General features: G+C 65.6%; 22 protein-coding genes and 2 riboswitches. Of the genes, 11 read left to right on the top strand and 11 right to left on the bottom strand.

The features are described from left to right. Position 1: 1 nt before the first annotated feature. The 4 genes from AAHK21_RS24860 to AAHK21_RS24845 all read left to right on the top strand — a co-directional run bounded on the left by AAHK21_RS24860 (position 2) and on the right by AAHK21_RS24845 (position 3,983). Positions 2–1,543, top strand: coding sequence for a class I adenylate-forming enzyme family protein (locus AAHK21_RS24860; RefSeq protein ID WP_367858671.1), 1,542 nt, complete (start codon positions 2–4; stop codon positions 1,541–1,543). Between the two features lie 43 nt (positions 1,544–1,586). Continuing rightward, a complete protein-coding gene (locus tag AAHK21_RS24855; protein ID WP_367858670.1) occupies positions 1,587–2,924 on the top strand; it encodes an MFS transporter in 1,338 nt (445 codons plus the stop codon). Between the two features lie 97 nt (positions 2,925–3,021). Beyond that, positions 3,022–3,657 (top strand): LysE family translocator, encoded by a 636-nt coding sequence (locus AAHK21_RS24850; protein WP_046855316.1) that lies wholly within the window; start codon positions 3,022–3,024, stop codon positions 3,655–3,657. Between the two features lie 29 nt (positions 3,658–3,686). Further along, positions 3,687–3,983 carry a DUF3144 domain-containing protein gene (locus tag AAHK21_RS24845; RefSeq protein WP_102682437.1) on the top strand — a complete coding sequence of 99 codons (297 nt, stop codon included), beginning with the start codon at positions 3,687–3,689 and terminating at the stop codon, positions 3,981–3,983. Positions 3,984–4,040: 57 nt separating this feature from the next. On the opposite strand, the gene AAHK21_RS24840 is transcribed toward AAHK21_RS24845, so the two are convergent. Continuing rightward, on the bottom strand, positions 4,041–4,829 hold the full coding sequence (locus tag AAHK21_RS24840; RefSeq protein ID WP_217866156.1) for a formate/nitrite transporter family protein: 789 nt from the start codon (positions 4,827–4,829) through the stop codon (positions 4,041–4,043). A gap of 251 nt (positions 4,830–5,080) precedes the next feature. On the opposite strand from AAHK21_RS24840, the gene AAHK21_RS24835 reads away from it, so the two are divergent. From AAHK21_RS24835 to AAHK21_RS24825, 3 genes are all read left to right on the top strand, one after another. Continuing rightward, entirely contained in the window at positions 5,081–6,022 is a 942-nt protein-coding gene (locus AAHK21_RS24835) for a Dyp-type peroxidase (protein ID WP_367858669.1), read from the top strand. A gap of 95 nt (positions 6,023–6,117) precedes the next feature. After that, on the top strand, positions 6,118–6,939 hold the full coding sequence (locus AAHK21_RS24830) for a DNA-binding protein (protein WP_367858668.1): 822 nt from the start codon (positions 6,118–6,120) through the stop codon (positions 6,937–6,939). Positions 6,940–7,029: 90 nt separating this feature from the next. Next, a complete protein-coding gene (locus AAHK21_RS24825; RefSeq protein ID WP_367858667.1) occupies positions 7,030–7,920 on the top strand; it encodes a sterol desaturase family protein in 891 nt (296 codons plus the stop codon). 128 nt (positions 7,921–8,048) lie between these two features. Here the strand turns inward: AAHK21_RS24825 and AAHK21_RS24820 are convergent, their stop codons facing one another. Continuing rightward, positions 8,049–8,732, bottom strand: coding sequence for a helix-turn-helix domain-containing protein (locus AAHK21_RS24820; protein WP_367858666.1), 684 nt, complete (start codon positions 8,730–8,732; stop codon positions 8,049–8,051). A gap of 204 nt (positions 8,733–8,936) precedes the next feature. Between AAHK21_RS24820 and AAHK21_RS24815 the strand changes: the two genes are divergently transcribed. Further along, complete coding sequence (locus AAHK21_RS24815) at positions 8,937–10,616, top strand: MFS transporter (RefSeq protein ID WP_367858665.1); 1,680 nt, start codon at positions 8,937–8,939, stop codon at positions 10,614–10,616. A 64-nt stretch (positions 10,617–10,680) separates the two neighbouring features. Here the strand turns inward: AAHK21_RS24815 and AAHK21_RS24810 are convergent, their stop codons facing one another. Beyond that, a complete protein-coding gene (locus AAHK21_RS24810) occupies positions 10,681–11,250 on the bottom strand; it encodes a hypothetical protein (protein WP_367858664.1) in 570 nt (189 codons plus the stop codon). Positions 11,251–11,334: 84 nt separating this feature from the next. Further along, the gene (locus AAHK21_RS24805) at positions 11,335–11,721 is read right to left on the bottom strand and encodes a VOC family protein (RefSeq protein WP_367858663.1); all 387 of its coding nucleotides are present in this window, start codon (positions 11,719–11,721) and stop codon (positions 11,335–11,337) included. 241 nt (positions 11,722–11,962) lie between these two features. Between AAHK21_RS24805 and AAHK21_RS24800 the strand changes: the two genes are divergently transcribed. After that, complete coding sequence (locus tag AAHK21_RS24800) at positions 11,963–13,282, top strand: PAS domain S-box protein (RefSeq protein ID WP_367858662.1); 1,320 nt, start codon at positions 11,963–11,965, stop codon at positions 13,280–13,282. Here AAHK21_RS24800 and AAHK21_RS24795 read toward each other — a convergent pair. From AAHK21_RS24795 to AAHK21_RS24765, 7 genes are all read right to left on the bottom strand, one after another. Then, positions 13,257–16,478, bottom strand: coding sequence for a transporter substrate-binding domain-containing protein (locus AAHK21_RS24795; protein ID WP_367859032.1), 3,222 nt, complete (start codon positions 16,476–16,478; stop codon positions 13,257–13,259). The two genes, AAHK21_RS24800 and AAHK21_RS24795, sit on opposite strands and share 26 nt — an antisense overlap. A gap of 39 nt (positions 16,479–16,517) precedes the next feature. Then, entirely contained in the window at positions 16,518–17,132 is a 615-nt protein-coding gene (locus AAHK21_RS24790; RefSeq protein WP_028690792.1) for a response regulator transcription factor, read from the bottom strand. Between the two features lie 185 nt (positions 17,133–17,317). After that, the gene (locus AAHK21_RS24785; protein ID WP_367859031.1) at positions 17,318–17,560 is read right to left on the bottom strand and encodes a DUF1272 domain-containing protein; all 243 of its coding nucleotides are present in this window, start codon (positions 17,558–17,560) and stop codon (positions 17,318–17,320) included. 64 nt (positions 17,561–17,624) lie between these two features. After that, a complete protein-coding gene (cobM, locus tag AAHK21_RS24780; protein ID WP_367858661.1) occupies positions 17,625–18,377 on the bottom strand; it encodes a precorrin-4 C(11)-methyltransferase in 753 nt (250 codons plus the stop codon). A gap of 29 nt (positions 18,378–18,406) precedes the next feature. Next, positions 18,407–18,817: a cobalamin biosynthesis protein gene (locus tag AAHK21_RS24775; protein ID WP_367858660.1), complete on the bottom strand. Its 411-nt coding sequence runs from the start codon at positions 18,815–18,817 to the stop codon at positions 18,407–18,409. After that, entirely contained in the window at positions 18,817–19,506 is a 690-nt protein-coding gene (locus AAHK21_RS24770) for a CbtA family protein (RefSeq protein WP_367858659.1), read from the bottom strand. The genes AAHK21_RS24775 and AAHK21_RS24770 overlap by 1 nt, the downstream gene beginning before the upstream one ends. A gap of 10 nt (positions 19,507–19,516) precedes the next feature. After that, positions 19,517–19,702 carry a CbtB-domain containing protein gene (locus AAHK21_RS24765; protein WP_046855330.1) on the bottom strand — a complete coding sequence of 62 codons (186 nt, stop codon included), beginning with the start codon at positions 19,700–19,702 and terminating at the stop codon, positions 19,517–19,519. Between the two features lie 99 nt (positions 19,703–19,801). Beyond that, positions 19,802–20,026, bottom strand: a riboswitch (cobalamin riboswitch). Positions 20,027–20,086: 60 nt separating this feature from the next. Then, positions 20,087–20,284: riboswitch (cobalamin riboswitch) on the top strand. Between the two features lie 100 nt (positions 20,285–20,384). On the opposite strand from AAHK21_RS24765, the gene cobW reads away from it, so the two are divergent. Beyond that, complete coding sequence (cobW, locus tag AAHK21_RS24760; protein WP_367858658.1) at positions 20,385–21,452, top strand: cobalamin biosynthesis protein CobW; 1,068 nt, start codon at positions 20,385–20,387, stop codon at positions 21,450–21,452. A gap of 3 nt (positions 21,453–21,455) precedes the next feature. Continuing rightward, on the top strand, positions 21,456–25,217 hold the full coding sequence (gene cobN / locus AAHK21_RS24755) for a cobaltochelatase subunit CobN (RefSeq protein ID WP_367858657.1): 3,762 nt from the start codon (positions 21,456–21,458) through the stop codon (positions 25,215–25,217). The last annotated feature ends 1 nt before the right edge of the window (position 25,218 follow it).

Genomic DNA, 25,218 nt, shown 5'->3' with positions numbered 1-25,218 from the left:
CATGAACATCGCCCATTGGTTGCAGGATGCGGCCCAGCGTTGGCCTGGGCGGCCGGCGTTGTTCGAGGGGATGCGGCAGATCGCCGACTACCGGATGTTTGCCACCCAGGTGCGGGCACGGGCGCTGGAGCTGCGTCACGTGCACGGCATCAAGCCGGGTGAGCGGGTGGCGCTGTTGATGAAGAACAGCTGCGACTACCTGCAACTGCTCTATGCGATCTGGTGGTGCGGGGCGGTGGCGGTGCCGATCAACCATAAACTACACGCCCTGGAAGCCGCGTGGATCGCCGGCAATGCCGGGGCGCGGCTGATCTTCACCGACGAGGGCCAGCTGTTCGCCGACCTGGCATTGCCGAACGGCTGTCGCGAGCTGGCTACGCCTTTCCAGCGCATGCCGGGGTTGCCGGCCAGCGATGAGCTGCAGGCGCCGCACCCACGCCTGGACAGCGACCTGGCCTGGTTGTTCTACACCTCCGGCACCACCGGGCGTTCCAAGGGGGTGATGCTGTCCCATGGCAACCTGATCGCCATGTCGCTGTGCTATCCGCTGGACGTCGACCCGGTAGTTGCCGAAGACGCCGTGGTCTATGCCGCGCCGATGTCCCACGGCGCGGGGCTGTACAACTTCATCCACGTGCGCTGCGGCGCCCGGCACGTGGTGCCCCTGTCCCGGGGCTTCCAGGCGGCGGAGCTGTTCACCCTGGCGCGATCGCTGGGGCAGGTCAGCCTGTTCGCGGCGCCGACCATGGTCAAGCGCATGGTCGAGCAGGCGCGCCAGCAAGGCTATGCCGGCGAAGGCATCAAGACCATCGTCTATGGCGGCGGCCCGATGTACCTGGCGGACCTGGTGGATGCCCTGGATACCTTCGGCCCGCGCCTGGTGCAGATCTACGGCCAGGGCGAATGCCCGATGACCATCAGTGCGTTGTCCCGCGAGGCCATCGCCGACCGTGGCAACCCAGGCTGGCCGGCCATCGCCGCTTCCGTTGGTCGGGCCCAGGCCTGCGTGGAGGTGCGCGTGGTCGATGGCGCGGGCCGCGTGACCGCGGCTGGCGAGGCAGGGGAGATCGTCGTGCGCGGCCCGGTGGTGATGCAGGGTTACTGGGACAATCCCCAGGCGACCGCGGCGGCCCTGGTGGACGGCTGGCTGCACACCGGCGATATCGGCTTTCTCGACGGCCAGGGCTACCTGTCGCTGACCGACCGCAGCAAGGACGTGATCATTTCCGGGGGCAGCAACATCTACCCCCGTGAGGTCGAGGAAGTGCTGATCCAGCACCCCGAAGTCTTCGAAGCCTGCGTGGTGGGCGAAGCCGACGCCGAGTGGGGCGAGTCGGTGGTGGCCTTCGTCGTGCCGCGCACGGCAGGCAGCCTCGACTCCCAGGTACTCAATCAGTGGTTCCTGGCGCGCATGGCCTCGTTCAAGAAACCGAAGAAGTACCTGTTCTGCGCCGAGCTGCCGAAAAACAGCTATGGCAAGATTCTCAAGACCCAGTTGCGCCAATGGCTGCAGGACCCGGACGGGTCGCTCGGCAGCGCTTGAGCCGCGACATTTCATGGAAAGCGACACGACAGGAGTTACCCGCATGGGCATGTCACCCGCCAACACCCAGCGCCAGCGGCGCCGGGCTTTCATCGGCGCCACCACCGGCCACCTGATCGAGTGGTACGACTACGGCGTCTACGGCTTCCTGGCCTTGTATATCGGCAAGGCCTTCTTCGTTTCCGACGACCCCACCAGCAGCCTGCTGGCGAGCTTCGCGGCCTTTGCCCTGAGCTTCTTCATCCGCCCGCTGGGCGGGTTGTTCTTCGGCCCGCTGGCGGACAAGATCGGCCGCCGTCGCACGCTGATCACGGTGCTGGTGCTGATGGCAGGCTCCACCTTCCTGCTCGGCCTGCTGCCGACCTACGCCAGCATCGGCATCGCCGCGCCGGTGCTGCTGGTGCTGATCCGCTGTGTGCAGGGCTTCTCCGCCGGGGGCGAGATCGGCACCATCACCAGCTTCATCTCCGAATACGCCGGCCCCGGCCGTCGGGGCTTCGCCACCTGTTGGTTGATGGTCACGGCGGTGCTCGGGTTGCTGTTGGGTGGCGCGGTGGCCAATGGCATGACCTGGGCCTTGGGCGCCGAGCTGATGCAGGACTGGGGCTGGCGGATTCCGTTCCTGATTGCCGGCCCTCTGGGCTTCATCTCGCTGTACATTCGCCTCAAGCTCGAGGACAGCCCGGAGTTCCTCGCCCTGGTGGAAGCCGGGCAGACCTCCAAGGCGCCGCTGCGCGAGGTGTGGCAGTGGAAGCGCTCGATTGCCCTGGTGTTCTTCATCATCACCTTGCACAGCTCGATCTTCTACCTGGTGCTGACTTTCGCCTCGACCTACATGTCCAACACGCTGAAGTTCGACAGCGGCACCACCTTGCTCTATGTGTTCGTCGCCAGCCTGTCGGCGGCGCTGGTGATGCCGTTTGGCGGCGCCTTCACCGATCGCTACGGGCGCAAGCCGTTCCTGATGGTGATCGGCACGTTGGCGACCCTGGCCATGTACTGGTTCTTCAAGACCGCGCCGGGCGCCACACCGGCGACCCTGTTCTGGCCGCTGATGGCGGTGGCGATCCTGTTCGGGCTGTATGCGTCGTCGACCTACGCGCTGATGAGCGAGCTGCTGCCGACGCGCATCCGCTCCACCGGCATCGCCATGGCCTACAACATCCCGGTGGCGGTATTCGGCGGCAGCGCGCCGCTGATCTCCACCTGGCTGATCAAGGTGACCGGTGATATCACCGCGCCGTGGTACTTCTACGTGGGCACCGGCGTGGCGTCGCTGGTGGCGCTGGTGGTGCTGCGCCAGGAGGATTTCGTGGCTTGCAACCGTGCACCGACGCAAGAACGGCCGGTGGGGACGGTACTGGCGGATTCTCAGGCTTGATATAGCACGGGGAAATCAGGCGCAGCGCCAATTCCGGAGCGGGGCGGCATTCTGTTACAGTCGCCGCCTCATGTAATCGGCCCGAGGATGTACAAGGATGTCGCTGCACGATTGGTTCGGATTTGTCGTTGTCTCGATGGTGGTGACCTTGTCGCCAGGCCCGGGTGTCATCATGGCGTTGTCCAACTCGCTGTCGCACGGGCCGAAGCGGGCGATGCTCGGCTCGCTGGGCAACGCGCTCGGGCTGCTGGTGGTGTCCACCGCCACCAGTGCGGGCCTCGGGGTATTGCTGCAGACTTCGGCCAGCGCTTTCCTGCTGCTCAAGGTGGTGGGCGCGAGCTACCTGATCTACCTCGGCGTCAAGCAGTGGAAAAGCCGCAGCAGTGCCTTTGACCAGCTAGAGCAACCGGTCAAGGCCCTGGTCAGCAACCGCCGGCTGATGCTCAACGGCGTGACGGTGGCGTTGACCAACCCGAAAGCCATTCTGTTCTTCGCCGCCTTCCTGCCGCAGTTCATGGGCTCGGGCAACGGCGCCGATAGTCAGCTCGGGCTGCTGGTCGGCACCTTCGCCCTGTGCTCGATCCTGGCCCATGCTTTCTATGTCCTCCTGGCCCAGGCGTTGAAGCGCAAGCTGGCGGCACCAAGCCGCGCTCGCTTGATGAATCGCCTGTTCGGCGTGTCGTTCATGACGCTGGGGGCCAGCCTGTTCACCGTTCAGGCCAAGACCGCCTGAGCGCAACGTTTTCCGATAGGTAGATTCCCATGGCACAAGCCACCGACCAGGCCTTCTACGACCGCGCCGATGCGCATGTGGAGCTGGCCAACCAGCAGATCGAAAAACTCGAGGACCTCGGCAAGGTCAGCGCTTCGATGACCTTCGCCGCCAGCCGCTTCAATGCCTGGATGGCGGCGCGCAGTTTCAAGTCCGCGGCGGAGATGGCCGCGGCGCGCGAGGAGTTGCTGAAGTACTTCAGCGAACAGTACCGGATGATGCTCGAAGACAACCTTGACGAGCATATCCAGCACTTCGACCGCTATGTGCTGGGCAAGGACAGCTGAGTTCGCACGCAACCAGGACATCGACGAAAAACACCCCACCGCTTCGGTGGGGTGGCGTCAGTGCAATGCGCCTTGTTCCTGCGCAGGCACGCCGAACGACACGTAATAGGCCAGGCCGACAAAGATCGCCCCACCCACGGCGTTGCCCAGGAACACCGCCACCAGGTTCTCCGCCAGTTGCCCCCAGCTCAGGTAGCCGGCGAAGATCGCCGCCGGGATCAGGAACATGTTGGCCACCACGTGCTGGAAGCCGATGGCGACGAAGGCCATGATCGGGAACCAGATGCCGAGGATCTTGCCGCTCATCTCGCGGCTGGCGTAGGACAGCCACACCGCCAGGCATACCAGCCAGTTGCAGCCGATGCCGGAGACGAACGCGTGCAGGAAGTCGGCGCTGACCTTGCTGGTAGCGCCAGCCAGGGTCTTGCCCAGGTACGCGCCCTCGGTCAGCCCCAGCAGATGGCCGAAGCAGTACGCGACGAACAGCGCGCCCAGCAGGTTGGCGAGGGTCACCAGGGTCCAGTTGCGCGCCACTGCCCGCAGGCGGATACGCCCGGCGAACATCGCCAGGGGCAGGCTCATCATGTTGCCGGTGAGCAGCTCGCCTCCGGCCAGGATCACCAGGATCAGGCCGATGGGAAACACCGCGGCGCCGAGCAGCGTGCCGAACGAAGCCCACTGCGGGGGAATCATGGTGCTGACGTGGATCGCCAGCAGAAAGCCCAGGGAAATGAACGCGCCGGCCAGGAAGCCGAGAATCAAGGTGGCGCGGGTGGGCAGGTGGGCTTTGCGGGTACCGGCTTCGATGACCAGCTCGGTGATCCGGGAGGGGGTATTCACAGACATTTCAACAACTCGAACGCAAGGATAACGGCGGTACCATTGGGCGGATCTGGTAACGATGGGACGAGGCCAGCGCGGTTCGGCTCGTGGTGGAGGGAACAGGCAACTTCGAAGCGGGCGGCACGTTATCTGAGGCAATTTGACGCGGTCAAATCGATAGGCTGGATGAGTTGATAGAGCGCATCTATGAGGTGCGGTTGTTCAGCCGCGCTGTGCTATACCACAAGCGATCAAACCCTGCGTGAGAGGAAGCCTTGGTGAATACAGTCGAGATCGAGCCGCAGGCTGTCGACAGCCCGATCACCCGTAGTGCGATGTTTCTGGTGGCCACGCTCAATCCGGGCGAGCAATCCGTGGCCGCTGTGCGGGCGCTGTGCGCCGACCTTGGCGGCCTGGTGCGTTCGGTGGGCAAGCGGGTGCCGGCCGGTAACTTGTCTTGCGTCATCGGCTTCGGCGCGGTGGCCTGGGTGGGTTTGTTCGGTGCGCCGCAACCGGCCGGCCTGCATTCCTTCCGCGAGTTCGGCAGCGGTACGCGCAAGGCGCTTGCCACAGCGGGCGACATACTTCTGCATATCCGCGCCGAGCACATGGACCTGTGCTTCGAGCTGGCGGCATTGCTGGTCAAGCGCCTGGCCGGGGCGGTGACGGTGGTCGATGAAGTACAGGGGTTCCGCTATTTCGACATGCGCAGCATCATCGGCTTCGTCGATGGCACCGAGAACCCCGGTCCGCGGGACGTGGCGCGCTTCACCCTGGTCGGCGACGAGGACCCGGCGTTCGCCGGCGGCAGCTATGTGCTGGTGCAGAAGTACCTGCATGACATGGCCGGCTGGGAGGCGCTGTCGACACAGGAGCAGGAGCGCATCATCGGGCGCACCAAGCTGGCCGACATCGAGCTGGATGCCGCGAGCAAGCCCAGTTGCTCGCACAGTTCGCTGACCACCCTGGAAGAGGGCGGGCAAGAGATCAAGATCCTGCGCGACAACATGCCCTTCGGCCGCCCCGGGGCCGGGGAGTTCGGTACCTACTTCATTGGTTACGCCCGGTCGCCCGCGCCGATCGAGCAGATGCTCGAGAACATGTTCGTCGGCAAGCCGCCGGGCAACTACGATCGTTTGCTGGACTACAGCCGCGCCGTTACCGGCGGGTTGTTCTTCGTGCCGCCGGTGGATTTCCTCGAACAGGCCGCTGAATGAGATTTCACCCGCAGGCTTGAATCGAGGGGCAGGGCCGTGCAGTATTGCGCCGAATTACATGGTACATGCCATGGTACGAATAGGTGGAATGAGTAATGGCCCGCAATGGCATAGACAAGGCTTCCGTGCAGCAGGCGCGGCAGGCGCTGATGGCCCGGGGTGAACACCCCAGTATCGATGCGGTACGTATCGAGTTGGGCAACACCGGCTCGAAGACCACTATCCACCGCTACCTCAAGGAACTGGACCGGCAGCCGCTGGAGCTGCTGGGTAGCCAGGGGGCCTTGAGCGAACCGTTGGCGCGATTGGTCGAACAACTGGCCGCCCAGCTGCAGGAGGAAGGGCAGGCCCGGATCGCCGCCGCCGAGCAGGCGGCGCAGGTGCGTTGTGCGGCGATGCAGGCCGAGCTGCAACTGACCCAGCGCGACCTGGCCGGCGCATTGCGCCAGGTCGAGGCCCTGACCGCTGCGCTGCACGCCGAGACCCAACGCCTCACGACCGCCCAGGCAAGCCTGCAGGCCGAGCAGTTGCGCAGCGCCAGCCTCAGCCAGTCACAGGGTGAGTTGCAGTCGCGCCTGGCCGACAAGGACGGGCAACTGCGCGCCAGCCTCGAGCAGCGCCAACAGGATCAACGCCGCAACGAGACCCAGGTGCGCCTGCTGCAAGGCCAGTTGCAGACCTTGCAGCAGGGCGCGCTGGCGCGTCAGGACGAGCTGACGCGCCTGCACCGCGACAATGAGCGCCTGCTCGCCGAACATCGCCAGGCCACCGCCAAGGGCACGCTGCTGGACGAGCAACTGCAGCAGCGTGACGCGCAAGTGCAGGGGCTGCGCGCCATCCTCGCCCAGGCCCAGGGCGCCAACGATGAGATGCGTAGACAGCTGGCAGCCCGAGCCGCGGACACTTCGACCCTGTAGAGCATCGCTGCGACAGATGCGCCGTTCGTTCAATCGCCGAGGTCAGGCACCAGGCAACACTGGCGGCTCCAACCATGACTGGAGCCATCCATGCGTATCCTCTATGCCCCGTGTTTCTTCTTCGGTTTCATTGCCACCGCGGTGTGGCTGATCGATCTTGGCGCCGACATCCTCTGGCTGCTACCCCTACTTGGCGTTGCGATCCTGCTGTCGTTCACCTGCGAAGCGCTGTACCCCTACAAATCTGCCTGGAGCGAGGCAACAGGCGAGGGCGGGCGCGATGCACTACACGCACTGGTCAACGAAACCCTCAATATCGCCAGCATCGCCGCCATCCCGCTGCTCGCCGGCTGGCTGCCAGCCACAAGCCTGTGGCCCAGCCACTGGCCTGTGCTTGGGCAACTGTTGCTGGCGCTGCCCTTGGCCGACCTTGGCATCACCCTGGTGCATTACGCCAGCCATCGCAGCGCGCTGCTCTGGCGCCTGCACGCGGTGCATCACAGCGTGACCCGGCTGTACGGCTTCAATGGCTTGATGAAGCACCCGCTGCACCAGATGGCCGAGGGGCTGGGCGGCGTGCTGCCATTATTGCTGCTGGGTTTGCCGCAGGACGTGGCGGCGTTGCTGGCGTTCTGCATCGCGGTCCAGCTGCTGTTGCAGCACAGCAATGTCGACATGCGCATCGGCGCTCTGCGCCATCTTTTCGCCTGGGCTCCCGTGCACCGGCTGCACCACCTGAAGTACGGCACCCTGGGCGACGTCAACTTCGCGCTGTTCTTCCCGGTCTGGGATCGCTTGCTCGGTACTGCACTGCACCTGCCGGGCTATGGGTTGGCCGATGACGACATGGGCATCGGCGACCGTCCGGACTATCCCAAAACGTACCTTGCGCAACTGCGTGAGCCGTTCCGCCCAGCGGCCACGGCGCAGCCGCCGGCAGCCGTGCCGAAAAGCCTGCGTCAGGCGCTAGGCTCTGTATGAAAAGCCTTGATACTCGGTGATGCTGCGTTGAAAACAGCCTCGGAATGCTCATTTACAACCTGTAAACTCCGCTTCCTCGGCTGTTTTCGCCTTGCCTGACCTTCGTCTCAAGACTTTTCATACAGACCCTAGAGCACGTCTGAGCGCAGGTGGCGCAGGGCTTCGCTGGCGCGGATGCCGAATTGCTGGCGCAGGCTGCGGCTCAGGTGCGCCGAATCGGCGAAGCCGGCGGCCATGGCCGCCTCGGTCAAGTTGGCACCGGATAGCGCCTCGCCCAGGGCCACGCGCAGGCGTTGCCACAGCACCATGCGCCGCACCGACAGGCCCAGGCGGCCACTGAACAGACGCTCGAGCTGGCTGACCGACAGCGCCGCTGCCTGTGCCAGCTCCGTGGCCGGCAGGCGCTGCTCGTCTAGCGCGCGAATCCGTGCCAGGGCCCGCGCCAGGCGCGGATCCAACGAGCGACGCGGTGTCTGGCGCAACGCCTGGGCGAGGCTGGAGATATCGCGGGGGGCTTGCCGGCAGACGTCGAGCAAGGTGTCCAGGGAAAACGCCAGGGGTTCGGCGAACAAGGTGATGCAGGTGGTGCCCGGCGCGAGAATGGCGTGGGGCTGCAACGAGGCGATGGCCAGCATGTCGCCGCGGTGCTGTTCGCCATTGACCTGCAGGCAGGCTTGGCCCTCGAGGGCGAGCACTACCTGGTGGGCATAGTGGGCATGGACACCGGTGTGGCCCGCCGTGCCGAGCAGCAGGCCGTGATCATCGGCCAGCCAGAGCCGACCTCGCCAGGCGCCGTGCTGTGCTTCGCTCATTGCGTGTTCCCTATCCGTTTCGGTGCTCGATCAGCCAGGCGAGTGGCTATCGTGCAAAGGCCGATTATGCTTGAAGTGACTTGCCGCGATTCGAGGCCGTGCCTCGTCGTGCTTCGCGCAGCCTGCAATGCCTTTGGGCCTGGGTGCGTGCTTTGGCTACCTGATGGAGCACTCCGGTCTACCACAACCAGACGGAGGCGACCCATGGCGGTCCTTGACAGCGCATCCACGGGCAGTAGCGCGCCCCAACGTGGCATTTCCCGGGAGGAGCGCAAGGTCATCTTCGCCTCTTCGCTGGGCACCGTGTTCGAATGGTACGACTTCTACCTGTACGGCTCGCTGGCGGCAATCATCGCCAAGCACTTTTTCGCCGGGGTCAACGAAACCACTTCGTTCATCTTTGCCTTGCTGGCTTTCGCCGCCGGCTTTGCCGTGCGACCGTTCGGGGCCATCGTGTTCGGTCGCCTGGGCGACATGATCGGGCGCAAGCACACCTTCCTCATCACCATCGTGATCATGGGCGTGTCCACCGCGGTGGTCGGGTTGCTGCCCAGCTATGCGACGATCGGCGTGGCCGCGCCGGTGATCCTCATCACCCTGCGGTTGCTGCAGGGGCTGGCATTGGGTGGGGAGTACGGCGGCGCTGCCACCTATGTGGCCGAGCATGCGCCCAAGGGCAAGCGCGGGTTCTTCACCGCGTGGATCCAGACCACCGCCACCCTCGGGCTGTTCCTGTCGCTGCTGGTGATCCTGGCTTGCCGTACGGCCATGGGCACCGAGGCGTTCGAGGATTGGGGCTGGCGGATACCGTTCCTGCTGTCGATCCTGCTGCTGGCGATTTCGGTGTACATCCGCCTGCAGCTCAACGAGTCGCCGGTGTTCATGAAGATGAAGGCCGAGGGCAAGGCGTCGAAGGCGCCGCTGACCGAATCGTTCGCCCGTTGGGACAACCTCAAGGTGGTGATCATGGCACTGCTCGGCGGCACCGCCGGCCAGGCGGTGGTGTGGTACACCGGGCAGTTCTACGCGCTGTTCTTCCTGCTGCAGACACTGAAGATCGACCCGCAGACCGCCAACCTGCTGATCGCCGGTTCCCTGCTGATCGGCACACCGTTCTTCATCGTCTTCGGTAGCCTGTCCGACCGCATCGGGCGCAAGAAGATCATCATGGCCGGCTGCATCATTGCCGCGTTGACCTACTTCCCGATCTTCAAGGCGCTGACCGAGTACGGCAACCCGGATGTGTTCGTTGCCCAGGAGCAGAACCCGGTCGTGGTGGTGGCTGACCCCGGGCAGTGCGCCTTCCAGTTCGACCCGGTGGGCAAGGCCCGCTTCACCAGTTCCTGCGACATCGCCAAGAGCCTGCTGGCCAAGCGGGCGATCCCGTACGAGAACGAAAAGGCCGAGCCCGGCAGCGTGGCGCAGATCCGTATCGGCGAGCGGGTGATCCCGAGTTTCGAGGGGACAGGCCTGGCCGCGGCTGAACTGAAGACGCAGGCCGACGCTTTCACCGCCACCCTGACCGGTGCCCTGAAAGAGGCCGGTTATCCCGAGAAGGCCGACCCTGCGAAGATCCATTACCCGATGGTGTTGCTGCTGCTGACCATCCTGGTGATCTACGTCACCATGGTCTACGGGCCAATCGCCGCCTGGCTGGTGGAGCTGTTCCCGGCGCGGATCCGCTACACCTCCATGTCGCTGCCGTACCACATTGGCAACGGCTGGTTCGGTGGCTTCCTGCCGACAGTGGCCTTCGCCATGGTGGCGGCGACCGGGGATATCTATTACGGGCTGTGGTATCCGATCGTCATTGCGGTGATGACTGCGGTGTTGGGCATCTTCTTCCTGCCTGAGACCAAGGATCGGGATATCAATCACACCTGAAGGATGAAGGTCCGCTCCTGCAGCAATGGCGCGGTTCACGCCATCACTGCAGGAGCGGCCCCGGTCAGTCGAAGTAACCGCGCAAGGTGTACCGGTAGCCGACATCCACCTCCGAGGCCTGTGGGCGCGCATAGGCCTTTTTCATGACGAATTCGAACGCCGGTTCGTACAAACCGTCGCGCACCACGGCGCCCGCGAGCACTTCCACCGAATACCAACCGTTGTCCAGCTCGATGATCGGCCGCCCCGGCTCCTGGTAGCGCGCCAGCAGATCGCCCAGGGTCTTGTTGGTGAAGTGCTGCAGGATGCGCCAGGTGAAGAGCATCACGGCGCCGTGTTCGACCCTTAGCACATGGCCCGGGCGACGGTGCTTGAGGCGGCTGCTGGGTTCGAGCAGTGCCGGGGTGCGTTCGTCGAGGGTGAACAGGATGCGGTAAGGCAGGTTGTCGACGCCGGCCAGCGGCAGGATCACCCCTTGTTGCACCGCCAGGTCGCCGCTGTCGCTGCTGGTGAACGCGCGCGCCAGATCGTCGGGCAGGTCTTGATCTTCCTTGAACTGTTCGAGCAGCTGGATATCGCCCAGCAGGAAATAGTCGACCAGGTCGTTGAGCACTTCGCTGAATTCGTAGCGCATGGGGTGTCCTTGTTCTGGCTGCGCTGGAGGAAGTCAGCAATGTAGCAGCCCGCGAGGAAAACCTCGCGGGCTGCACGAGGGCGGCTAATGGCGCTGGGCGATCTGGATCAGGTTGCCGCAGGTGTCGTCGAACACCGCTACGGTGACCGGGCCCACGGCGGTAGGTGGCTGGGTGAAGTGCACGCCCGCCTTGCACAGCCTTTCATATTCAGCCTGGATGTCGCGCACGCCGAACGAAGTGGCGGGGATGCCGTCCTGCTTGAGCGCGGCCTTGTAGGTCTTCGCCGCTGGATGGGCATCGGGCTCGAGCAGCAACTCGACGCCATTGGGATCATTGGGGGAGGTGAGGGTGAGCCAGCGGTACTTGCCCATGGGGATGTCGTGCCTGGGCTCGAAGCCCAGGACATGGTGGTAGAAGGCATGGGCCTTGGCCTGGTCGTCGACGAGGATGCTGGTGACTACGATCTTCATGGGTATCCCTCTTGCGGGGCATCGTGCACCTTGTAGCTGTGGAGTATAGGAGAGGTGCCTGTGTCATGTGGCATGGGTTGCGGCTCTTTCGCGCAAGGGGACGGTGCTTGCTCAAGGGACCTTTGCAGCATGACCGGACAGACGGCACAAATGCCTAATGCGAAAGTGATATCAGATCGCTTGCATGCCTTCGGCGCCGATCTATGCTCAGGACATTCCGTGAGCACAGGAGGCCCGGTCCATGTTCGAGTACCATCGCAAGTCCGACTTGATCGAGATACAGCGCAGCCGGCAGGCCTTGGCGGGCATGGAGGCGAAGCTGGCAGCGATCAGCCGTTCCATGGCGATGATCGAGTTCGCGCCGGATGGCACGATCCTCGAGGCGAACGAGAACTTCTGCAAGACCATGGGCTACAGCGCCGACGAGATCCGCGGCAAGCATCACCGGCTGTTCTGCGATCCGGCCTACGCCAAGAGCGCCGAGTACCAGCAGCTCTGGCGCGAACTTGGCGAAGGCAAGGCCATCAGCGGTACATTCGAGCGCCTGGACAAGGCAGGCCGCGAGGTGTGGCTGGAGGCCAGCTACATGCCGGTGATCGATGAGCGCCAGCAGGTGACCAGCGTGATCAAGGTGGCCTCCGACATCACCCGCCACGTGATCGAGGAGCACGAAAGCGAAAGCCTGCTCAAGGCCATCGGCCGTTCGATGGCGGTGATCGAGTTCACCCCGGCCGGGCGGGTGATCAAGGCCAACCAGAACTTCCTCGACACCATGGGCTATCGCCTGGAGGAAGTGGTGGGGCGTCATCATGGACTGTTCTGCCTGCCGCACGAGCGCGAGTCGGCGCAATACCGCGACTTTTGGGCCTCGCTCAACCGCGGCGAGTACCACTCCCATCGCTTCGAACGCGTCAACAAGCAAGGCCAGACCGTGTACCTCGAGGCGTCCTACAACCCGATCTTCGACAACAAGGGCCGCCTGTACAAGGTGGTCAAGTTCGCCAGCGACATCACCCACCAGGTCAGCACCCAGCAGACCGCCGCTGACGCTGCCCATGCCAGCTCGATGCAGACCGATGCCTGCGCGCGCAAGGGTACCCAGGTGGTGCAGCAGGCGGTCGAGGTGATCGAGCAGATCTCATGCGAGCTCAACGACGCCGCCCGCACCATCGACGCGGTGAGCAAGCAGTCCGAAGTGATCGGCCAGATCGTCCTGACCATCCGCGGCATCGCTGATCAGACCAACCTGCTGGCGCTCAATGCCGCCATCGAGGCGGCCCGGGCCGGCGAACATGGCCGTGGCTTCGCCGTGGTCGCCGACGAGGTGCGCAACCTGGCGGCGCGGACCAGCAAGGCGACCCTGGAGATCGTCGAAGTGGTGCGGCAGAACCATGACCTGTCGTTGACCGCGGTGGCCAGCATGCAGTCGAGCCTGACCCGTACCGGCCTGGGCGTGGAACTGGCCAACGAGGCCGGTACGGTGATCATGGAGATCCAGCAGGGTTCGCGGCACGTGGTGGACGCCATCAGCCAGATCAATTCGACCCTTCAATTGCACTGAGGCTCTGGCGCAGTTCGAGCTCCAGGGTGTGCAGGCTCGCCCGTAGCTGGGCGAGCCGCTTCTCCACCGGCTGCCCTTGGGCGATGGCCTGTTCCAGGGCCTCGCAGTCCTGCTTCACGCCCCTGACCTTGAGCATCCGCGCACCGCCCTTGACACGGTGGACCACCGGGGCGAGGGCTTCGGCTGGCGGATTCGCACCGAGCGCGTGCAGCGCCTGCAGGTCTTCGGCGCTGCTTTGCGCCAGTTGCTCCAGCAGGCGCTTGACCAGCCGATCGTCGTCCTGGGTGAGGTGGCGCAATTGCGCCAGGTCGAAGCCGCTGGGACGTGGCGCCTCCGCGGCCAGCGGCAGGCAGGCTTTGAGCGCCTGCAGGCCGATCGGCTTGAACAGGCATTCATCCATGCCGTTGTCCAGGCAGCGCTGGCGTTCCTCGGCCTGGGCATTGGCCGTCACGCCGATGATTCGAACTGCGGGCAGATTTTCTTCGCGCTCCCGTGCACGAATCTGGCGGGCCAACTCATGGCCGTCCATCACCGGCATGCTGCAGTCGGTGATGACCACATCGAAATGGCCGTCCAGCCAGAGCGACAGCGCGGCCATACCCTGGTCGGCGAGGGTCACCTGGTGACCCAGCGAGCGCAGTTGCTTGTCGAGCAGCAACAGGTTGGCGGGGTAGTCATCCACGACCAGGACTTGCAGCGGGCCAGCACCGGCTTCGATCAAGGCCTTGCCGGCAGGCTCGGTGGCAGGAGGCTCGGCGCCTGGCAGGCGCAGATGCACTTCGACCTGGGTGCCCAGGCCCTCGATGCTGTTCAGGTGCAGCTCGCCCCCCATCAGCTCGCACAGCTCGCGGCTGATCACCAGGCCCAGGCCTGCCCCCTGGCGTGCCTGACGGCCATCGACCTGGGAAAAACTGGTGAACAGACGTGCCTGATCGCTGCTGCTGATCCCCACGCCGCTGTCCTTGATTTGCAGCCTGACCTCAAGCAGGTCGGCATCGATCGGGGCGACAGCCAGCGACACGTCGATCCGGCCCTGGTCAGTGAACTTGATCGCGTTGCTCAGCAGGTTTGACAGCACCTGCTTGAAACGCAGCGGATCGACCAGCAGCCACGCGGGCGAGGCGGGCAGCAGCGCATCCAGCGCGAGCCCTTTGAGACGTGCGCTGCCTTCGAAGACCCGCAGGGTCGCACGGATCAGTTCGAGCAGATCGCAAGCCACCGGTTGCAGTGTCATGTGGCCGGACTCGATGCGCGATATGTCGAGCACATCGCCAATCAGGTCGAGCAGGCCGATCGCCGATCCATGGGCCGCCTCCAGCGCCTGGCTGTCACTATGGCCGTGCCGGCTGTCCTCCAGGGCCATCTCGAGCAGACCGATGACCGCGTTCATCGGTGTACGGATCTCATGGCTCATGACTGCCAGGAAGGTGCTTTTCGCCCGACTGGCCTGTTCGGCATCGTCCTTGGCCTGGCGCAACTGTTCGAGCAGGCCGCGGCTGAGCGCCAGTTGTTCCTGCAGCGCGCGCTGGGCTTCGCTGCGCTGATGGATGAGCTTGCGCAGGTAGCTGTTCCAGAACGCCACACCGGCCAGCAGCAGGGCGGCCAGCACCAGTACCTGCAGCGCCAGCGTGCGGTAGTTGCGCCAGGGGCTGTCGCTGACCGCGGTGTTGGTCCGCCACTGGTTGACCAGCTGTTCCAGCTCGTCGGGTGGAATGCTCAGCAGGGCCTTGTCGAGGATCGCCTGCAACTGCGGCTGCGCGGGGCCTACGGCGAAGGTTGCCAGGGCCGGCTCGTCACCGTGCAGGCCGGCAATGCGCAGACGGTCCTTGAACACCTGGTTGATGAAATAGCTGGCATTGATGTGCGAGCCGAGGGCGACATCGGCATTACCGTTGGCCACGGCTTCCATCAGTTGTAGAGGGTTCTCCACTTCCACGATTCGCAGTTCGCCATACTGCCGTTCGAGGCCTTCGCGCAGCGGCGAACCCCGTAGCAGCGCAACCCGCAGTCCTGTCAGTGGCTGCTCCGGGTCGAGGGGTGCAGCATCCCGCCGTGTGACCAATACCCGCGGGCTGATCATATAGGGGCGGGTGTAGCGCAGGCGTTGGGCACGGTGCTCGCCGTAACCGATGGCGCCGATCATGTCCGCCTTGCCCTGGGCGACTTGCTCGACCATGTTCTCGAACGAATCCGACTCGACCAGCTTGAAGCGCAAGCCGGTACGCAGGCCGATACGCTCCAGTAGATTCAGGGCGATGCCCCGTGGCTGCTGCTGGGCGTCGGTGAAGCTCAGGGGCGCCAGGGTGGTGTTGATCATCACGCTGACCTGCCGGTGTTGCGCTATCCAGTCGCGCTCCTCCTGGGTCAGGGCATCGAGGCGGCGGTCCAGCAGCAGGCTGGTGCCGCCGCCGGTCCAGCGGCGCAGGATGTTCAGCCGTTCGCTGTCGGCGATACGGCCCAGGGCCAGGTCGACCAGTTGCAGCAGGCGGTGGTTGTCCTGGGTCAGGGCAAAGGCAAAGCTGCTGGCCGGAGCCTTGACGAAGTGATCGACCTTGACCGCGTCCTGGAAACCCTTGGCGATCGCATAGTCAGTACTGATGGCGTCACCCAGATAGGCGTCGGCCTGCCCCAGGGCAACCGCGGCGACCCCGGCGAGGGTCGAGCGATAGAGATCCAGTTGAGCGTGAGGATAGAGGCGTCGCACCGCCTGCATGGGCAGGTAATGATCCACCATCGCCAGGCGCAGGCCAGCGAGGTCGTCACCGTCGCGCAAGGCCTGGTCCTTGCGCGATACGATGACCGGCAGGTCGTCGGCATAGGGCAGGCTGAGGGCCAGTTGCGCGTCATTGGCCTCGAAGGCGTTGGAGCTGCCCAGCAGATCGATCTCGCCAGCGCGCAGCGCGTCAAGAGCCCGCTCGCGGCTCGGATAGCGGCGCACCTCGACCGGAACACCCAACTGCTCGCCGATCAGTCCGGCGTAGTCCGCGCTCAGGCCTTCGTAGTCGGACTGGCTGTTGTTGATGTCGAAGGGAGGGTAGTCGGGGCGCGAGCTGCCCAGCACGAGTCGCCCGCGACTGGCCAGCCACTGACGGTCGGATGCGGCCAGCGTCAGAGGAGGCGCCGCGCTCAGGGCGCGGGCCAGGAGATGGCGGGATTCGCTGTGCGCTTCGCTGTGAGCGGGCAATGCTGGCAGCATGGCCAGCAGCAGGCACAGCAGGGTGCCCTTGATCATGATTCAGGCCACGTTGTTGCGTTTGGCCAGGTCAACCATTTCCACCAGCGACTCGACCTTGAGCTTCTCCATGATCCGGCCGCGGTAGGTGCTGATGGTCTTGGCGCTGAGGTTCATCTGCTCGCCAATCAACTTGTTGCTCTGGCCGGCGCTGAGTCGGCGCAGCACTTCCATTTCGCGGTTGGACAGCAGTGCCAGGCGCTCGGTCTCGCTTTCCAGGGTGTTGCTGTTGACCGCCATCTGCGGAAAGGTCGAGTAGCCTTTGACCAAGGCCTTGAGGGCGAACACCAGGGCATCGAGGTCTTCATCCTTGTTGACGAAGGCCGAGATGCCGGCGTCCATGCAGCGGCGCACGTAGAGGTCGGCGGGCTGGCCGGTCAGGGCCATGATCCGTGGGGGCGGGTCGATCAGCTTGAGGCGCTTGATCACTTCCATGCCGTCGAGGTCCGGCAGGCCGATGTCGAGGATGACCACGTCTGCCTTGGTCTGCTCGGCCAGGCGGGCGGCCTCTTTGCCTTTGCCGGTTTCACCCACGACGGTGAAGCGTTCGCGTTCAAGCAGCATGCGTACGGCGAGTCGCACAATGTGGTGGTCATCGACCAACAGCACGGATGTCATTCAGGTCACTCCTGTCAAAGTGCAGCCCGCTTCCTGCGTTGAATTTCAGGCGCGGGCTGCGGACTTGCTGGGCAGCGCGCACCTTACGGACATTCAGGACCCTTGGTAATAGGCGAGTATAGGTGTGTTGAAAATCCCGCACCAACCTGTAGAAAAGTCCTACAAGAAAGGTTCGGCACAAGGGTTCAGGCGCAGGGAACCTGGGGCTTTAGTACACGGTGTGTGGAGGCGGGGTTGTTGGTCAGCGCCTTGCCGACGCGCGTGGGGCGCGCCACCAGTTGGCCGCCGCAGTTCGGGCAGCGGTCGTGGAAGTGCCGCTCGTTACAGGCGCGGCAGAAGGTGCACTCGAACGAGCAGATCAGCGCATCCGGGCTTTCGGGTGGCAGGTCGGTGTCGCAGCATTCGCAGTTGGGGCGCAGGTCGAGCATGGTCGGGGCTTCCATCCAGTTGGAAAGCCCAGTGTGCTCCGCCCTTGCCCGCTCGGCAATCGCTTCACGAGCCGGGGCGATAGAGGTGGGCATGGCCGGCGCGATACAGGGCCGAGTCGGCAAAGGGGGCGTCGCCCAGGACATGACCGACCAGGATCAGCGCAGTACGCCGGAAGCCCTTGGCGGCCACACGCTCGGTGATGTCCGCCAGGCTGCCTTTGACCCAGTCCTGGTCTGGCCAGGTGGCGCGATGGACCACGGCGATGGGGCAGGCGGCGCCATAGTGTGGCAGCAGCTGCTCGACGATACGTTCCAGGTGGCGCACACCCAGGTGGATGGCCAGGGTGCTGCCATGGCGGGCCAGGTCGGCCAGCTGTTCACCAGCCGGCATTGGCGAGCTATCACCGTAGCGGGTGAGAATCACTGTCTGCGCCACGTCGGGCAGTGTCAGCTCGCAGCCCAGCAACGCGGCGCTGGCGGCGGTGGCGGTGACGCCGGGGATGATCTGGTAGTCGATGCCCAGCTCACGCAGGTGGCGGATCTGTTCGCCGATGGCGCCGTACAGGCTGGGGTCCCCACTGTGCACGCGGGCTACATCCTGCCCGTTGGCATGGGCCTGGCGCATGGCCTCGATGATCTGCTCCAGGTGCAGTTCGGCGCTGTTGAGCACGGTGTGCGCCTGATGCCCCTCGAGCACTGCAGCCGGTACCAGGGAGCCTGCGTAGATGATCACGGGGCACTTGCGGATCAGGCGCTGGCCCTTGACCGTGATCAGCTCGGGATCGCCGGGGCCGGCGCCGATGAAATAGACCGTCATGGGGGTTCCTTGCAGGTAAAAGGGGCGGATTATCCACCGATGGCCAGGGCCAGGGTAGCGCCGCCGAGCCCTTGCCTTGGCACATGCAGGCGCGGCACGGCGCCTGTGCGCCCGGCCAGGGCCAGGGCTGCGCTTTCGGCGACGCCCCAGCAGCCGGTCTGGGCATACACCGTTGTCGAGCGCTGACTGAGCAGCGCTTCGAAGGTCGACAAGTGGCTGCTGTCGAAGCAGATGAACGGCAACCCGAGCCGCTCGGCCAGTGCCAGCAGGCCGGGCTCGCGCGCCTTGGGTTCGATGCTGGCGATTGCCTTCAGCGCCGACATCGGCAGGGCGTGGTTGGTCAGGGTCTGGCGCAGCAGCACCGCGAGCGTTTCGACCGGGCAGCCACGGCGGCAACCAAAGCCGGCATACAACGCCGGCTGGGGAACAAGGTCGCGCATCAGTGCTGGCTGGAGCGGCGGAACAACCAGGCGCTGAGCAGGCCCAGGGCCACCCAGAACGCGGCGTTGGTCAGCCACGAAGCGATCTTGAACTGGGTCTCCAGCGCCTCGGGGGCCAGGCTTTCATGAACCGCAGGCTGTGGCGCGCCGATCAGGTGCGGGATCACCAGCAGGGCGACTCCGAGCACCTTGAACAGCCAGTGCTGGGCGAACACCAGTAGCGCCAGGCCGGCGGCGGTGGCGGCGGCGGTGCCGATCCACCAGGTCTGGCGCTGGCCAAGGTCGGCGGCTGCGGTGCCAGGCAGTTCCGGTGGCAGGCCCAGGGTCGGCGCCAGGCAGAACACGGCGAAGCCCGCCAGGCCCCAAAGCGCACCAGTGGCCACCCGGCCTGGGGCGCGCAGGCTGTACAGGGCGGCGAGGATCAGGGCGAAGCCGACGGCGACCACCAGGTTGCCGCCTGTGGTGGACAGGATACGCTGCCAGCCATCTTCGGGTGCCCAGGCCTCGGCGCTGTGCTCATGAGGCGCGGCGGCCTCGCCATGTTCATGATGTTCAGCGGCGGGGGCGGCGGTTTCATAGGTTTCCGCCTGGAGAATCAACGGGGCGACCCAGAAGCTTTGCAGCAGGGTCAGCAGGAGGGCGGCGAGCAGGCCGCTGAAACCCGCGGTACGGGCGATGCGCGTGATCATGCGGGCGTACTCAGTGGCAAGGGAAGGCGGCGCTGTGGCGGGTGTCGTGGGCGGCGTTGTGCACTGCCTCGATGTGCGAGAAACCGGCGAAGTACACCAGGCACAGGCCCAGCAGGCTGGCGCCGACCGCGACGATCAGGCGCTGACTGAGGCTGACGGGGGTGGCGATACTGGGTTTGGCGTGGGTGATGGGCATGACGCGTTCCTCTGCTGCTTTTGTTGTGGCAACGGGCAGGCGCGACGCCCCCGGACACGGCTGGCCCGGGTGATACGACAGCGCCCGCCCACCGCGGGGTGTTCTGCAAGCATGTCAGGCCGGTCTCCGGGCTGGCGAGGTGGAGCGGGCTCCATCGACTACGTCACCTTCCCATGCCGCATGATGGGCACAGTGGTCTGGACGCTTCTCTCGCTTACCGTTGCGGGGGCAGCACCGGCCTTGTCGGCCCTCTTACAAAGGAGGCGCGACGCACCGGTTTCCCGTTTCACCCCCGTTGGGGGCACCTGAACGCAATGCGCTAGCAAATCACGGGGCCGGGCCTGCGTCAATCGCCGCGGCGGTTGACCGCCAGGCAGGCACTGCGTAGCCTTGCCGGTTCGAGGTTCCCGGGCGTTGGCCCGGGCTAAGACGGGAACGCGGTACAAGCCGCGGCTGCCCCCGCAACTGTAGGCACTGAAGGGTTCGGCACAGCCACTGCGCACGCGCGGGAAGGCGCCATCCCACCGGCTTTGATGGCCGGCGGTGCAAGCCAGGAGACCTGCCTCGCAACGTTTTCGACTTTCAACCGGGCGGGGTGATCCGGTGGCGAAACAGCCAGGCCGACACGGGCCGTGGCTGTCGTCCTGCATGCCCGCGCCATTGCTGCCAAGGGCATCGCGACATGAAAACACTGGCCAAGCTCCCCGTCACCATCGTTACCGGCTTCCTCGGCTCGGGCAAGACCACCTTGCTGCGCCATATGCTCGACAACGCCCAGGGCCGCCGCATCGCGGTGATCGTCAACGAGTTCGGCGAGCTGGGCATCGATGGCGAGATCCTCAAGCAATGCAGCATCGGCTGCTCCGAGGAAGAGGCCAATGGCCGCGTCTACGAGTTGGCCAACGGCTGCCTGTGCTGCACCGTGCAGGAAGAATTCTTCCCGGTGATGCGCGAACTGGTGACGCGCCGCGGCGATCTCGACCATATCCTCATCGAAACCAGCGGCCTGGCCCTGCCAAAACCGCTGGTGCAGGCCTTCCAGTGGCCGGAGATCCGCAACGCCTGCACGGTCGATGCGGTGATCACCGTGGTCGACAGCCCGGCCGTGGCCGCCGGCACCTTTGCCGCCTACCCGGACCAGGTCGACGCCCAGCGCAAGCTTGATCCCAACCTCGATCACGAGTCGCCGCTGCACGAACTGTTCGCCGACCAGCTGGCCAGCGCCGACCTGGTGGTGCTGAACAAGGCCGACCTGATCGATGCCGAGGGCCTGGCCAAGGTCCGTGCCGAAGTGGCCGAGGAACTGCCGCCGGCGGTCAAGGTGATCGAGGCCAGCAGTGGTCGCCTGCCGCTGGAGGTGCTGCTGGGCGTGGGCGCCGAGTCCGAGGCGCATATCGATGGTCGCCGTACCCACCACGACAGCCATCACGACGGCGATGACCATGACGACCATGACCACGACGCCTTCGACTCGATCTCCATCGACCTGCCCGAGGCTGATGAAAGCCTGCTGCTCGATGCCTTGACGCAACTGGTTACCGAGTTCGGCATCCTGCGCGCCAAGGGCTTCGCCGCCATTCCCGGCAAGCCGATGCGCCTGCTGATCCAGGGTGTGGGTACCCGCTTCGACAAGCATTTCGACCGTGCATGGCGCAGCGAGGAGCCCCGGATCACCCGCCTGGTGCTGATCGGCCAGGACCTGGACGCGACCCAGCTGGAAGCGCGCCTGCGCCAGGCCCTGGGCGCCTGACCCATGCACCTGCTGCGGACCCAGCCCGGCGGCTTTGTGCCGGACGACAGCATCGCCGACCTCGGGCAGACCCCCGCCGAACTGGTGATTCTCTGCAGCGGTGACTCACACCTGGCGCTGCTTGCCGAAACCGCCGAGCAGTTGCCGGCGGATTTCCCCAGCGTGCGCCTGGCCAACCCGATGCAGGTGCAGAACCACGCCTCGGTCGACCTGTATGTCGACCAGGTGCTGCGCCATGCCAAGGTGATCCTGGTGTCGCTGCATGGCGGCGTCGGTTATTGGCGCTACGGTGTCGAACAACTGGTCGAGTTGGCGGCACGGGGCGTGCAGCTGATCCTGGTACCGGGCGACGACCGCCCCGACCCGGAGCTGACGGGCCTGGGCACGGTACGCGGCGAACAGGCCGAGCGCCTCTGGCATTACCTGCGCCAGGGCGGCAAGGCCAATGCACTGAACCTGTTCAACTGCCTGGCCAGCCAGTGGCTGGGGCGCGCCTACCCCTGGGACGAGCCGCAGCCATTGCCGCGCACGGTGGTCTACCACCCGGCCAAGGCCAGCGCACGGCTCGAGGACTGGTACGCCGAATGGCACCCGGAGTACCCGGTGGCGCCGCTGCTGTTTTATCGCTCCCACCTGCAGGCAGCCAACACCGCCTTCATCGATGTGTTCTGCCAGCGCCTGCAGGCTTGCGGCTTGAATCCCTTACCGATCGCCGTGGCCAGCCTCAAGGAACGCGCGTGCCTGGACCAGGTCGAGGCCTGGCTCGACGAAGTGCAGGCCGAGGTGGTGATCAACACCACAGGTTTTGCCCTGTCCAGCCCCGAACAGCCCAATCTGCGCCCGCTGCGTCGCGACGTGCCGGTGTTGCAGGCGATCTGCGCCCAGGACAACCAGCCCGGCTGGGAGCAAAGCGAGCAGGGCCTCGGCGCCCGCGACCTGGCGATGCACATCGCCTTGCCCGAGCTGGACGGGCGCATCATCACCCGGCCGGTGAGCTTCAAGGACCTGGCCTGGCGCAGCGAGCGCAGCCAGTCCGACGTGGTCTGCTACCGCGCTCACCCCGAACGCATGGATTTCGTCGCTGAACTGGCGCGGCGCTGGGTGACACTGGCGCGCCTGGACAACCAGGAGAAGCGCGTGGCCCTGGTGCTGGCCAACTACCCGACCCGCGACGGGCGCATCGGCAATGGTGTCGGCCTCGACACCCCAGGCGCGGCGTTGAATATCCTCAAGGCCCTGCAGGCGCAGGGTTACCCGGTAGCTGGCCTGCCCGACAGCGGCACCGAGTTGATCCATCAGTTGCTTGGCGGTGTCACCAACGACCTCGATCACCTTGACCAGCGCCCTTGCGCCCAGAGCCTGGCCCTGGCCGACTACCACAGCGCCTTCGCCGCGTTGCCCGAGGCCAACCAGCGCGCCGTGCTGGAGCGCTGGGGGCCGCCCGAGCAGGATCCGATGTTCCGCAGCGGGCGCATGATGGTCGCTGGCCTGCGCTACGGCCTGACCTTCGTCGGCATCCAGCCGGCGCGGGGCTACCAGGTGGACCACAGCGCCGTGTACCACGACCCGGACCTGGTGCCGCCGCACGGCTACCTGGCGTTTCACTTCTGGTTGCGCAACGGCTACGCCGCCGATGCGTTGATCCATGTCGGCAAGCACGGCAACCTGGAATGGCTGCCGGGCAAGGGCGTGGGGCTGTCCGCCGAATGCTGGCCGGACGCGTTGCTCGGGCCGCTGCCCAACATCTATCCATTTATCGTCAACGATCCGGGCGAGGGCGCCCAGGCCAAGCGACGCACCCAGGCGGTGATCATCGACCACCTGATGCCGCCATTGACCCGCGCCGAGACCTACGGCCCGCTGCGCCACCTGGAACAGCTGGCCGACGAGTACTACGAAGCGCAGCTGCTCGATCCACGTCGCGCCAACGAGTTGCAGCGCGACATCCTCGCACTGGTCAAGGCCAACCACATCGACCGCGAACTGCAGCTTGAAGGGCAGCTGGAGGATGCTGCGGTGTGGTTGCCGCGCCTGGATACCTACCTGTGCGACCTCAAGGAGTCGCAGATCCGCGATGGCCTGCATGTGTTCGGCCAGTCGCCCCAGGGGCGCCTGCGCAGCGACACGCTGCTGGCCCTGGTGCGGGTGGCGCGGGGGGATGGCAAGGGCGGCAATGCCAGCCTGATTCGCGTGCTGGCCAAGGCCTTGGCGTTGGGTTTCGATCCGTTGGACTGCGACCTGGGGCAGGCCTGGGACGGGCCGCGCCCGGGCCTGCTGCTGCAACTCGACAACAGCGCATGGCGCACCTGTGGTGATACCCGTGAGCGTCTGGAGTGCCTCGCGCTGACATTGATCGAGCAGGCACTGCAAGGGGCTGCGGCGTTGCCGGATGAAGACGGCTGGGCACCGGTGCGCGAGGTCTTGCAGGCGCTGATCGAACGGATCGCGCCGGACCTGGACGCCTGTGGCGCCGCCGAGATCGACGGCCTGCTGGCCGCACTGGCTGGGCGTTTCGTCCCGGCAGGGCCCAGTGGCGCGCCCAGCCGTGGACGCCTGGATGTGCTGCCCACCGGGCGCAACTTCTACACCGTCGATGTGCGCAACCTGCCGACCACCACGGCGTGGCGCCTGGGGTTTGCCTCGGCCAACCTGATCCTCGAGCGCCACCTGCAGGATCACGGCGACCACTTGCGTCAGCTGGGCCTGTCGGTGTGGGGCACGGCGACCATGCGCACCGGCGGCGACGACATCGCCCAGGCCCTGGCGTTGATGGGCGTGCGCCCGGTCTGGGCCACCGGCAGCCAGCGGGTCGACGACTTCGAGATCCTGCCATTGAGCCTGCTCGACCGGCCGCGGGTGGATGTGACGCTGCGAGTGTCGGGTTTCTTCCGCGACGCCTTCGGCAACCTGATCCGCCTGTTCGACGCCGCCGTGCAGGCGGTGGCCGCGCTGGACGAGCCGGACGACCTGAACCCCCTGGCCGCCCGGGTGCGCGCCGAGCGTGAAGTGTTGCTCGGCGCCGGCATGGAGCTGGAGCAGGCGGCGCGGCAGGCCGGCTGGCGGGTATTCGGAGCCAAGCCGGGGGCGTATGGCGCCGGCGTGCAGAACGCCATCGACGGGCGCCTGTGGCACAGCCGCGACGACCTGGCCGAGGTCTACCTCAACCATGGTGGCTACGCCTACGGCGCCAGCGACGAGGGCACACCGGCCCGCGCCGCGTTCGCCCAGCGCCTGGCGCAGGTGCAGGCCGTGCTGCAGAACCAGGACAACCACGAGCACGACCTGCTCGACTCCAACGACTACTACCAATTCCAGGGCGGCATGCTGGCAGCGGCCGAAACCCTGGCCGGTACCGCACGAGCCAGCTACCACGGCGATCACAGCCAGGCCGACCGGCCGCGGGTGCGGACCCTGAAGGAAGAACTCAACCGAGTGATCCGTGCCCGCGCGCTCAATCCGAAATGGATCGACGGCGCCAAGCGTCATGGCTATAAAGGTGCGTTCGAGCTGGCGGCGACGGTCGACAACCTGTTTGCTTTCGATGCCACCACCCACCTGATCGACGACCATCATTACCAGGGCCTGGCCGACGCCTATGTGCTCGACCCGGCCACCCGAGATTTCATGCGCGAGCACAACCCCGAAGCCCTGCGCGACCTTACCGAGCGTTTGCTGGAAGCCCAGCAGCGCGGTTTGTGGCAGGAGCCGGGCGACTATCGCGAGAGCCTCGAGCAGCAGTTGCTCGCCGGCGAGGAAGACAGCTGAA

The sequence above is a fragment of the Pseudomonas sp. TE50-2 genome, from assembly GCF_040813665.1.
GTDB classification, from domain to species: Bacteria; Pseudomonadota; Gammaproteobacteria; order Pseudomonadales; family Pseudomonadaceae; genus Aquipseudomonas; species Aquipseudomonas soli.
Note: the sequence above shows the minus strand (reverse complement) of the source record. Positions and strands in the feature narration are given on the sequence as shown.